This is a genomic window from uncultured Campylobacter sp. (assembly GCF_938030685.1).
GTDB lineage: Bacteria > Campylobacterota > Campylobacteria > Campylobacterales > Campylobacteraceae > Campylobacter_B.
Genome location: NZ_CALHHX010000037.1, coordinates 1 through 10346 on the forward strand (window position 1 = coordinate 1; position 10346 = coordinate 10346).

The following is a 10346-nucleotide window of genomic DNA, read 5'->3' on the forward strand; positions in this document are numbered from 1 at the left end:
CCCTAAGCCTAGGGCTTTTAGGTTTAGGGATTTTACTTTTATACGAAATAAGAAAGGTCGGTAATGAGGTTTTTGATTATTTTGGTGCTTGCATTTGCGGCGTTCGCGCAAGAGAGCAATATGCAAAAATGGGCGAGAGAGATTACTGCGGATGCGCAGATCCCGCAGGATAAGTTTTTGGCGTTTTATCTGAATAAAGATGAGCCTAAGAAGGTGGTTTTCTCTGAAAACGTCGATCGCATCAGCGTCAATTATGAAGGAAATTCCTTCCATGAAATTCCATCTCCAAATCTTATGGCGTATTGGGTCGGCGAGTTTAATTTTGACGCCGATATCGAAAAGATGGTGCTAGGAGATTACGGCTGGTCTACGCTGGTAATCGCCGTAGATGGCACGGACGTGCTAGGCGGAACATCTAGCAATCAAAAGCGCCCGCTTACGTATAAATTTAGCAAGGGCAAGCACAAGATCGAAGCGTGGTTTTTAAATGACGCGCATTCTAGCGAGCTTTTCGTGGATTTTAAAGATGTAGAGCCCTTTTATCGTCAAAAGGACGCCGTAGCCAAGATCCCTGCGGATAAGGACTACGACCTGTGGCTTGGCGCGATCTACGAAAGCGCGCAGATGAATAATCGCGTCAAGCTAAATTTAGCCAAATCCGCTAAGCCTATCGTGCTACTGCTTAGCTCATATCGCGCCGTGGAGTGGGAGATCTCAAATCCGCAAAATAACGAAATTCTAGCCGTGTTAATTTACAACCCCATAAGTAGCGTCCGTGGCGTAAGCGGTGCACTTTACGTCGAAGACTACCGATATACGGAGGCTGCGGACGGGCTTAAATGCGAGTGTATCTCGGGCAATGTCTTTCACTGCGACGGTAGCGAGATCTATGATATGAACGGGCGCGTAAATGGGATATTCGGCAAAGGACTTAGTGGATTTGCGGGCAAACACGCCGTAAATTCCTTAGATCTGCCGGGGCTTGCTATCAGCTCTAAAATTTTGGACGAAAGCAAAAAGCGCCTCACCGCCGTCGAAGCCGATCGCAAGAAATGCGAAAGCACGCCGATGGATGATGTGTTTAGGTGAGACAGGATTTATATTTATAATAGCTTCTTTAATAAATTTTTACTGTTTATAGATTTGTTAATTTGATAGTTCCCGTGAAAGCTATGCTTCGATAAAGAAGCTTAAGGTATTCTGTAGGTTTACATTATGAAATTAAGATAATGTAAAAGATATATCGAGTGCAGTATAATAGAGACAGTAAATTATTTTCGAAAGGAACTGTTTATAATATGAAACATACAAGCATTGTAACTCCTAACGATTTGGCACGATATGCAGATACGCGTGAAAGCCAGGGAATAATTCCGGAGCTTATTTATCTACTTATCAAGCAATCTGCACCCGATATAAAGGAGTGTCGCATACCTTACGGCGATGCCGTAAATCAATCCGGTATGGATGGTCTTGTATATTGCGAGACCGGATTTTTGGAATTTGTTCCTGCGGGGAAATCCTATTGGGAAATAGGCACCGGAAAAGATCCTCAAGAAAAAGCAAGTAGTGACTTTCAAAAAAGAACCGATGAATTGAGCGATGAAGAACGGGCAGACTCTACTTTCGTCTCCGCTACTCCGCGTTCGGCCGAAGCAAATGGTTGGGATGAGCCAAAACAGAGGGCTTGGATCAAAAGGCAGCAAGGCAAAGGATGGAAGCGAATTATAATAATAGATGGGGTAAAGCTAGCGGATTGGCTTAGAGAATTTCCTGCTATTGGTAGGTGGATAGCTTGCAAAATAGGAATTTTGCCAAATTTAAGCGGCGTTATAACACCGCTTGAGCACTGGAATTTAACTCAATTTAAATTTAGAAATTGTAACTTGATTAAGTCACAATTTAATGGATTGGCTCTTCCTCCCGAGCTTTTTATCTCTTCTCGCGATAAGGCTTGTAGTGCGCTTGAGAGTATCTTTTTGGGCAAAGCCAAAAAGCTATTTATTATTGCTGAGAGCGAAAATGACGTAGATGATTTTGTGGCGGCTTACCTTATGACGCTTGGAAAAGAAAAGGCGCAAAAATATGCAGATAAGTGTCTTTTTATAAAAGATAAAGATACATGGCAAGCGATATCCGAGTTGCGACGATCACATGTATTGGTTGCTAGCCCTAGATTGGATTTAGATGATGAGCAACAAAATTTGCTTACGTTGGCTATAGAAAAAGGGCATGGAGTGATCGTGCCGTTTTGCGATGCCTCATCAAACGGCAATGACGATGTTATAGACCTTAAAAGTCCTCCATCATATCAGATCAAAGAGATACTGACGAAAGCGCAATTTCCAGATGCCCTTGCAGAGGAATTTGCTAAAATAGGAAATAGGAGGCTGTCTGCACTTATGAGGTATCTCGTAGGAGCCGCTGCGCCGTCATATGCGAAACGAAATACTGTTCGCGAATTGGCAAAAGCCTGTTTAATAGGTCGTTGGGACGAGGAAAACAAAGCGGACATTCAAGCCATAGAAGAATTTGTCGGCAAAAGCTATAAAGAATGGATAGAAAAATTTAGGGCTGACGCACTGCGTCCAGACTCTCCACTTGCTTTGATAGAAGGAAAATGGAAGGTTGTTTCGCGAGATGAAACTTGGAACATTCTTGGGAGAATGTTTTCAAATGACGATCTAGCCCGTTTTAAGAGTATAGCGATTTCAGTTTTAGAAGAAAGAGATCCGGCGCTTGATTTGCTGAAAGAAGAACGATGTGCCGCTAGTTTTTATGGAAAACAATTAAACTATTCGCAAAATATTAGAAAAGGAATTTCTCAAACGCTTGCTTTGATGGGTAGTCGCCCTCAAGCACTTAGTAACTGCTCTTGCAATGAAGCTTTAAACGCTGTAAATTTTATTGTGCGCACATTGCTTGATGGGGCGGATTGGGAGCGATGGGCGAGCATAGATTACTACTTACCGCTTTTAGCAGAAGCCGCGCCCAGCGAATTTCTTGATGCTGTAGAGTTGTCATTGGTCGATATTTCGAATTCTCCTTTTCATGAAATATTTGAACAAGAAGGAAGCGGGGTCGAAGGTCGTAATTATATGTGCGGCCTGTTATGGGCTCTTGAAAAGCTAGCATGGTCTCCTGATCATTTATCAAGAGTGGCGGTCATCTTGGCAGATCTTGCCTCTATTGATCCTGGCGGATCTTGGGCAAATCGTCCTATAAGATCGCTTGTGAATATATTTTTACCTTGGCATGTGCAAACTACCGCAAAATTTGATAGAAGAAAAGCGGCGATCAAAGCCGTGATAAAAAATCAACCTAAAATTGGGTGGTCCTTGCTGCTAGAGTTGCTTCCGAGGGGATGCCAAGCCACAATCGGAAGTTGCCGCCCTATTTGGAGAGATTTTATACCTTTAGATTGGAAAGACGGCGTATTTCAATATGAATATTTGGAGCAAATTACTGTCCTATCCGAGCTTGTGATTGATTTAGCAAAAGAAGATGCGGATAAATTTATCGAGCTTATAGAAAGGCTTCCAAATTTGCCCAAAAATGCATACGATTTTATTCTTGATTATTGCTTGTCGGATAGTATAATAAATTTGCCCGAAGAAAAGCGCTATTTGGTTTGGGAAAAACTTGATGGGATTGTGCGTCGCCATAGAAAATTTTCTGATACTAACTGGGCATTGCCCGAAGAAGAACTTTGCAAAATCGAAAACATAGCCGATAGTCTTGCGCCATCTTCGCCAGAAATAAAATATCGTTATTTATTTAATGGCATAACTTTTGAGTTGTTGGACGGAGATGATGACTGCAATAAACAGATAGAAAGGCTCGCTAAAAAACGCAATTCCGCCATAAAAGAAATTTTGGACAGTGGAGGTTTGATGAGCTGCATAAATTTTGCCAAAAAAGTAGCTTCGCCGCTTGATGTAGGTAGAGCTTTGGGCGAGATAGAATATGATTTGATTGAAAATGAGTTATTGCCAACATTTCTTAATTCAAATAATGAAGTTGAAAAGCAGGTTTTAAGCGGATATGTGCGGATCAAATTTTATAAAATCGGCATTGATTGGGTTGATATGATTATGAAAAAAGATTGGTCTTTGGAACAACGCGCTAAATTTCTACTGCTTTTACCTTTTAATGAAGAAGTATGGAAAACGGCTTCTAAGTATTTAGGAGAAAATAGCGAGGGTCTGTACTGGAAAAACGTCAAAGTTAATCCTTATGAATCAGACAGCAATCTAAATGAAGCAACCGAAAAATTACTTACGCATGGGCGCGAAGGCGCAGCCGTTATCTGTGCTGCTCACAAGGCAAATAAAGCCGAAAGTAATGAAGCCTTAGCGGTTCGTTCGCTTATCTCGGTCCTTGATAGTAAAAGCGGTAAGCAAGAACTTACCGACTATAGCTATGTGGCCTATGATGTAATTGAGCTAATTAAGCGTCTTCAAAAATCAAAAACGATTGATCAAGACGTGATGCTTAAAATCGAATTTAAGTTCTTTCCTTGGATAAAAAGATTTTCTAGAGAAAAATCTTCTACTGCAATCGAGAAAAAACTCGCTTCCGATCCGCAATTCTTTGCCGATATGATTGCTCTCGCCTTTCGATCCACGCATGACAAAAGCGACAATACTAAAGAAATAGATGAAAATAAACGCTATCTAGCCCAAAATGTCTACGATATTTTATATGAATGGAAACTTTGTCCGGGAGTTAAAGAAGACGGAAAATTTGACGAAAATGCATTTAAAGAGTGGATCAAGGAGGCCAAAAGGATTACCGAAGAGACGGGGCATATAGGAGTTGCTAGGCACTATATCGGACAAAGTTTAACCTACGCGCCTGCTGATCCGAGCGGGCTTTGGATACATAAAGCCGTAGCCGATATCCTAGATGAGCGAGATGCTGACAAAATACGCTCTGAATTTACGCTCGCGCTTTTTAATCAGCGCGGAACACATACTTTTACTTACGGGAGGGAAGAGCGAGAGCTTGCTAAGCAGAATCAAGAAAAAGCCGAAGCCCTTGATGCGGAAGGTTTTACTAGATTCGCAACGATAATGCGTGAGTTCGCTGAGCAATATTTAAAAATAGCTAACGAAGAGGAAAAAGTGGATATTTACGAGTAAAAGCATTTTATGACGGACGAATCAATTTGGCAAAATTTGATTATTTTTAAATTAAATTTAGCTATACTCCCGCGCAATTTTGCGATTAAGGATTAAATATGAAAGAGATTAAAAGCCTAAGCGAGCTGCGAGCTTTTGCAGATAAAGTTCGCGCCGAAAAGGGCTATCGCGATCCGATGATGTGGGCGGTCGGGCGCGTATTTAAGGGACGCGCGGAGGGGCACAAAAGCCTAAGCGTAAATTACGCGCACGTAAATTTTAAAGATGGGCTAGTAGGCGCAGCAGTGCTAATCCATGCTCTAGCCGAGTGCGGCGAGGTCGTGGATTTTAGCGGTAGTGAGTGCGTCCTTCCGCTAACGCACAAAGCCCTAAAAAAGGCGATCGAGGTTTTAAAATTTCTACAGCCAGACACCAAAGAGGGCGCGCACAAAAATCTGCAGGTGCTGCTTGCGGTTAAAGAGGCGATGAAATCGGACGAGCACGCGAGCTTTTGCGCTAGCTTTATCTTTGAGGATACCGCGCCGAAAAGCGTCGAGAGCGTCTATCTCAAGCTTTACGCGCTTTCGCTAAATCTCTGCGAGCCGCGCACGCTCAATCTAGACGGCGCATTTAGCGTGCTTCCGAATGTCGCATGGGACGAAAACGCTCGCCCGATCGAACTTTGGTGGCTGCGTGAAAACGAAATCCATTTAAAAATGCAAGGCCGCTATCCGCGTATCATCAGCGTCGATAAATTTCCGCGCTATCTAAGTCACGTCGTACCGCCGCAAAATGTTCGGATTTTAGACGACGCGAAAGTGCGTTTGGGTGCGCATATCGCCGCGGGTACGACCGTGATGCCGGGTGCTGCGTATGTGAATTTCAACGCAGGCACGACCGGCAGCGTTATGATCGAGGGGCGCGTCAGCAGCTCGGTCGTCGTGGGCGAGGGCAGCGATATAGGCGGCGGCGCGTCGATTTTGGGCGTGCTAAGCGGCACCAATGGCAATGCTGTGAGCATCGGCAAACACTGCTTGCTGGGCGCAAACTCCGTCACGGGCATTCCGCTCGGCGATCGCTGCATCGTGGATGCCGGTATCGCGGTACTTGAGGGTACGAAGGTTTTTATCGCGCAAAAGGATCGCGAGGCGCTAGCAGCGCTAAATCCAGGCTTTGCGTTCGATCGTGAAATTTATAAAGGGCTTGAGCTTGCCGGGCTTAGCGGACTGCACTTCCGACAAAACAGCCAAAGCGGGCAGATTACGGCAAGCGTTAGCAAGCGCGCAATCAAACTCAACGCGGAACTGCATTAAATTTATAAATTTAAACGGCGGGCGCGGATTGGCTGGAGCTTTTTTTAAGCTGCGTTAAATCTATAACTTAAACGGCGAGTTTGAAAAAGATACGGACGATCTCGCCGCACGCCGCTTTGAGCGAGCGCATGCGATCCGTCGCAAAATTTCTACTCATAGAATTTTGCGCGGAATTTAAAGAATTTTTGCCGCGATTTAGAAAATTTCTAGCGGTGATTTATGGAATTTACGCCGCTATTTTAACGTAAGTAATTTTGGCGGCTCGCGGATTTGCGCCGCACAAAGGGTATTTAAATTTCAAAAATAGATTGAATTTAAAATTTTAATATGATAAATTTCAAATAAAATCAGGAGATAAAAATGAGAAAATTTATACTCGCCATATTCGGCGTATTTATCTGCAGCGCGGCGTTTGCGGAAGATGCCGATGCCGATGCACAGCGCTGCAAATTTTTGGCGGACGCTGTAAATGGGCGCAGTCACCCAGAGACTGAAGATATAAAGTTGGGCGCGGCTACGTGCGAAGGCGATAAATTTATAGTTTCCATGACCCTAAAAAACATAATTTGGGATAAAGTAGATCCTAAAATAAAGCAAAATTTTGAGAGAGTTTTGCGCGCCGATAGGCAAAAGGACGTTTGCGCGACGATGAAAGCGGGCGGTCTAAAACGCATAGGCGTGCGACAATTTCTGCAAAGTGGCGAAAAAATCGCCGATCTGACCTACACGCGCAGCGATTGCGGCTTAGAGTAAAATTTCAAAGGAGAGATAATGGAAGTGCCTCAAGCGGCGTATAGCAGGGATAAAATCATCATTCGCACCGGTGCGATCGGTATCGTTTCAAATGTAATTTTAGCGGCATTTAAGGGCGTCGTGGGGCTGATTTCAGGCTCGATCGCGATCGTGCTTGATGCCGTAAACAACCTAAGCGACGCACTTTCATCCGTCATTACGATCGTGGGCGTGCATCTTGCTAGCAAGCAGCCCGATCGCGCGCACCCCTTCGGACACGGCAGGATCGAGTATCTAAGCGCGATCGTAATCGCCGTCATCATCCTCTACACCGGCGGCGTCTCGCTCGTTGAATCGATCAAAAAGATCATCCATCCGCAAGCGGCGAATTATAATGCGGTTTCGCTCGCCATCATCGCCGTGGCGGTCGCGGCGAAATTTAGCCTGGGGCTCTATACGCAAAAGACGGGCGAGCGCGTGAACTCAGACTCGCTCATCGCAAGCGGCGTGGACGCCAAATACGACGCGCTCGTATCGCTAGCCACCCTCGTAGCGGCTTTGATTTCGCTTATTTTCGGACTGAGCTTGGAAGCGTATCTGGGCGCGATAATTTCGGCGCTTTTAATCAAAACGGCGTATGAAATTCTGCGCGATACGATCAGCAAGCTTTTGGGCTCGCGCCCGAGCTTGGAGCTTACGAATGAAATTTACGATGTCGTGCGCGGCTTTGAGGGCGTCATAGGTGCGTATGATCTGATGTTTCATGACTATGGGCCCGATAAGATGGTCGGCAGCATCCACATCGAGGTCGCAAGCGACACCACCGCAGCGCAGATCGACGCTCTTACGCGCCGCATCCAAAACGCCGTTTTTGCGAAATTTAATATCATCCTAGACGCCGTAGGAATTTACGCGTTTAATAAAAATGATCCGCGCGCCGCCGAGATCTACGAGCATATCAAGCAGATGGCGCTTTCGCACGAGTTCGTCTCGCAGATACATGGATTTTATCTCGACGAGAGCAAGCGCATGATCAGCTTCGACGTTATCGTCGATTTCGCAGCACCCGATATGGAGGCGACGTTTCGCGCGGTCTGCAAGCAGGTGCGCACCGCGTATCCGAACTACACGCTCATCATCACTCGCGATAGCGATTACAGCGGCTAAAATTTAAATTGCTCTAGCGGTTTAAATTTAATCGTGCCCGCCTACGTTCCTTCGGCGAAATTTCAGAATTTTAAGCTACAATAGGAGAAATTTATCGCGGCTCCGCGCGGCGCAAAAGCCGCAATAAACCGCGAGATGAAATTTGCGCGCAAAACCTGGCAGAAGCCAGCGCGCAAGGCAATGCAAAGAGAAATTTAAAAGGAAAAATATGGTTGAAATCAAAGATCTTACGATGCGCTTCGGCAAACAGCTGCTTTTTGAAAACGTAAATTTGAGCCTCGATAAGGGCAGGCGCTACGGTCTCATCGGCGCAAACGGCGCGGGTAAATCGACGCTACTTAAAATTTTAAGCGGGCAGATTGAATCTAGCAGCGGCGAAATTTTGATCGAAAGCGGGCTTAAAATCGGTGTTTTGGGGCAGGATCAGTTCGCCTTCGAAAGCTTCAGCGTCAAAGACGCCGTGCTCTACGGCAACAAGCGCCTTTATGACGCCGTGCGCGAAAAGACGCAGCTTTACGAGGCGGGCGAGTTTAACGACGAGATAAACGAGCGCCTCGGCGAGCTTGAGATGATCTGCGCGGAGGAGGATCCCGCCTACGAGTACGAAACGCGGATCGAGAAAATTTTAAGTTCGCTGGGGCTGAACGACTTCGATAAAAAGATGAGCGAGATCGAGACGAGCGATAAATTTAAGGTCCTTCTCGCGCAGGTGCTCTTCCCGCGCCCCGACGTACTGTTTTTGGACGAGCCTACGAACAATCTCGATATCGACGCCATTTCGTGGCTCGAGTTTGAGCTAAATCGCCACGCGGGCACGCTCGTAGTCATCAGCCACGACCGCCACTTCTTAAACCGCGTCTGCACGGACATCCTCGACGTTGATTTTAGGCGGGTGCGCGAATTTAGCGGCAATTACGACGACTGGTTCATCGCATCCAATCTAATCGCCAAACAGGCGCAGTTCGAGCGCGAGAAAAAGCTCAAAGAGAAGGCGGAGCTTGAAAAATTTATCGCTCGCTTCAGCGCCAACGCAAGCAAAGCGAAGCAGGCCACGAGCCGTCAAAAACAGCTCGACAAACTTGATCTTAGCGAGCTTGCGACCTCTTCGCGCAGAGAACCTAGCATTTTATTCAAGCCCGCGCGCGAGATCGGCAATGAAATTTTGGAGCTAAGCGGCGTGGATATGAGCTTCGGCGAGATTGAAATTCTGAAAAATTTTAACCTCAAGCTCGCTCACGGCGATAAGATCGCGATCATCGGGCGAAACGGCGTGGGCAAAAGCACGCTTTGCAAGATCATCATGGGCGAGCTCGCGCCGCAGCGCGGCAAGGTGCATATGGGCGCCACGATCGAGCCGGGATACTTCGCGCAGGATACGAATAATAAAATTTCAGGCGAGCTCAAGCTCTACGAATATCTGCAAAGCCCGCAGAATAGGGATCTGGACGAAATTCGCAAATGCCTTGGGCGTATGCTTTTTAGCGGCGCGGAGCAGGAGAAAAGCGTAGGCAGCCTAAGCGGCGGCGAGAAGCACCGCGTGATGCTAAGCAAGCTGATGCTGCAACGCCCGAACCTGCTGGTGCTCGACGAGCCCAACAACCACCTTGATCTCGAGGCGATCATCGCGCTTGGCGAAGCGCTGTATAACTTCGCGGGATGTGCGATCTGCGTGAGCCACGACCGCGAGCTCATCGACGCGTTTGCAAATAGAATTTTGCACCTCAAAGGAGGCGGCGAAATCGTCGATTTTAGGGGCACTTACGAGGAGTATCGCGAGAGCTTGGGAGCGAGCGATGATTGAGATCTACGTAAACGGCGAACGGCTGCAACTGGCGCAGGATATGAGCGTGAGCGAGTTTTTGCGCTTGCGCGGACACGATCTACGCCTAGTAGCGCTCGAGCGCGACGGCGAAATTTTAAAAAAAGAGGCGTGGGAGCGCACGCAGATCTCAAGCGGCAAAAAATATGAGATCGTCGAGTTCGTAGGCGGCGGCTGAGGTCGGAGCTTTGA

General features: G+C 46.5%; 7 protein-coding genes. All 7 read left to right on the plus strand.

The genetic code is table 11. The features are described 5' to 3' along the window. Positions 1 to 63 precede the first annotated feature (63 nt). Entirely contained in the window at positions 64 to 1089 is a 1026-nt protein-coding gene (locus Q0369_RS01700; protein ID WP_298095127.1) for a hypothetical protein, read from the plus strand. Positions 1090 to 1298: 209 nt separating this feature from the next. Further along, positions 1299 to 5144 (plus strand): hypothetical protein, encoded by a 3846-nt coding sequence (locus Q0369_RS01705; RefSeq protein WP_298095130.1) that lies wholly within the window; start codon positions 1299 to 1301, stop codon positions 5142 to 5144. A 98-nt stretch (positions 5145 to 5242) separates the two neighbouring features. Next, complete coding sequence (locus tag Q0369_RS01710; protein WP_298095133.1) at positions 5243 to 6436, plus strand: tetrahydrodipicolinate N-succinyltransferase N-terminal domain-containing protein; 1194 nt, start codon at positions 5243 to 5245, stop codon at positions 6434 to 6436. 360 nt (positions 6437 to 6796) lie between these two features. Continuing rightward, entirely contained in the window at positions 6797 to 7189 is a 393-nt protein-coding gene (locus Q0369_RS01715; protein ID WP_298095136.1) for a hypothetical protein, read from the plus strand. A gap of 18 nt (positions 7190 to 7207) precedes the next feature. Continuing rightward, entirely contained in the window at positions 7208 to 8335 is a 1128-nt protein-coding gene (locus Q0369_RS01720; protein ID WP_298095139.1) for a cation diffusion facilitator family transporter, read from the plus strand. Between the two features lie 208 nt (positions 8336 to 8543). Beyond that, positions 8544 to 10136, plus strand: a complete 1593-nt coding sequence (locus Q0369_RS01725; protein ID WP_298095142.1) for an ABC-F family ATP-binding cassette domain-containing protein — start codon at positions 8544 to 8546, stop codon at positions 10134 to 10136. Then, on the plus strand, positions 10129 to 10332 hold the full coding sequence (gene thiS, locus Q0369_RS01730) for a sulfur carrier protein ThiS (RefSeq protein ID WP_298095145.1): 204 nt from the start codon (positions 10129 to 10131) through the stop codon (positions 10330 to 10332). The genes Q0369_RS01725 and thiS overlap by 8 nt, the downstream gene beginning before the upstream one ends. Positions 10333 to 10346 lie beyond the last annotated feature (14 nt).

Coding starts and splice junctions, on each gene's coding strand:
- Q0369_RS01700 (WP_298095127.1), top strand. CDS start 64: ATGAGGTTTTTGATTATTTTGGTGCTTGCATTTGCGGCGTTCGCGCAA.
- Q0369_RS01705 (WP_298095130.1), top strand. CDS start 1,299: ATGAAACATACAAGCATTGTAACTCCTAACGATTTGGCACGATATGCA.
- Q0369_RS01710 (WP_298095133.1), top strand. CDS start 5,243: ATGAAAGAGATTAAAAGCCTAAGCGAGCTGCGAGCTTTTGCAGATAAA.
- Q0369_RS01715 (WP_298095136.1), top strand. CDS start 6,797: ATGAGAAAATTTATACTCGCCATATTCGGCGTATTTATCTGCAGCGCG.
- Q0369_RS01720 (WP_298095139.1), top strand. CDS start 7,208: ATGGAAGTGCCTCAAGCGGCGTATAGCAGGGATAAAATCATCATTCGC.
- Q0369_RS01725 (WP_298095142.1), top strand. CDS start 8,544: ATGGTTGAAATCAAAGATCTTACGATGCGCTTCGGCAAACAGCTGCTT.
- thiS (WP_298095145.1), top strand. CDS start 10,129: ATGATTGAGATCTACGTAAACGGCGAACGGCTGCAACTGGCGCAGGAT.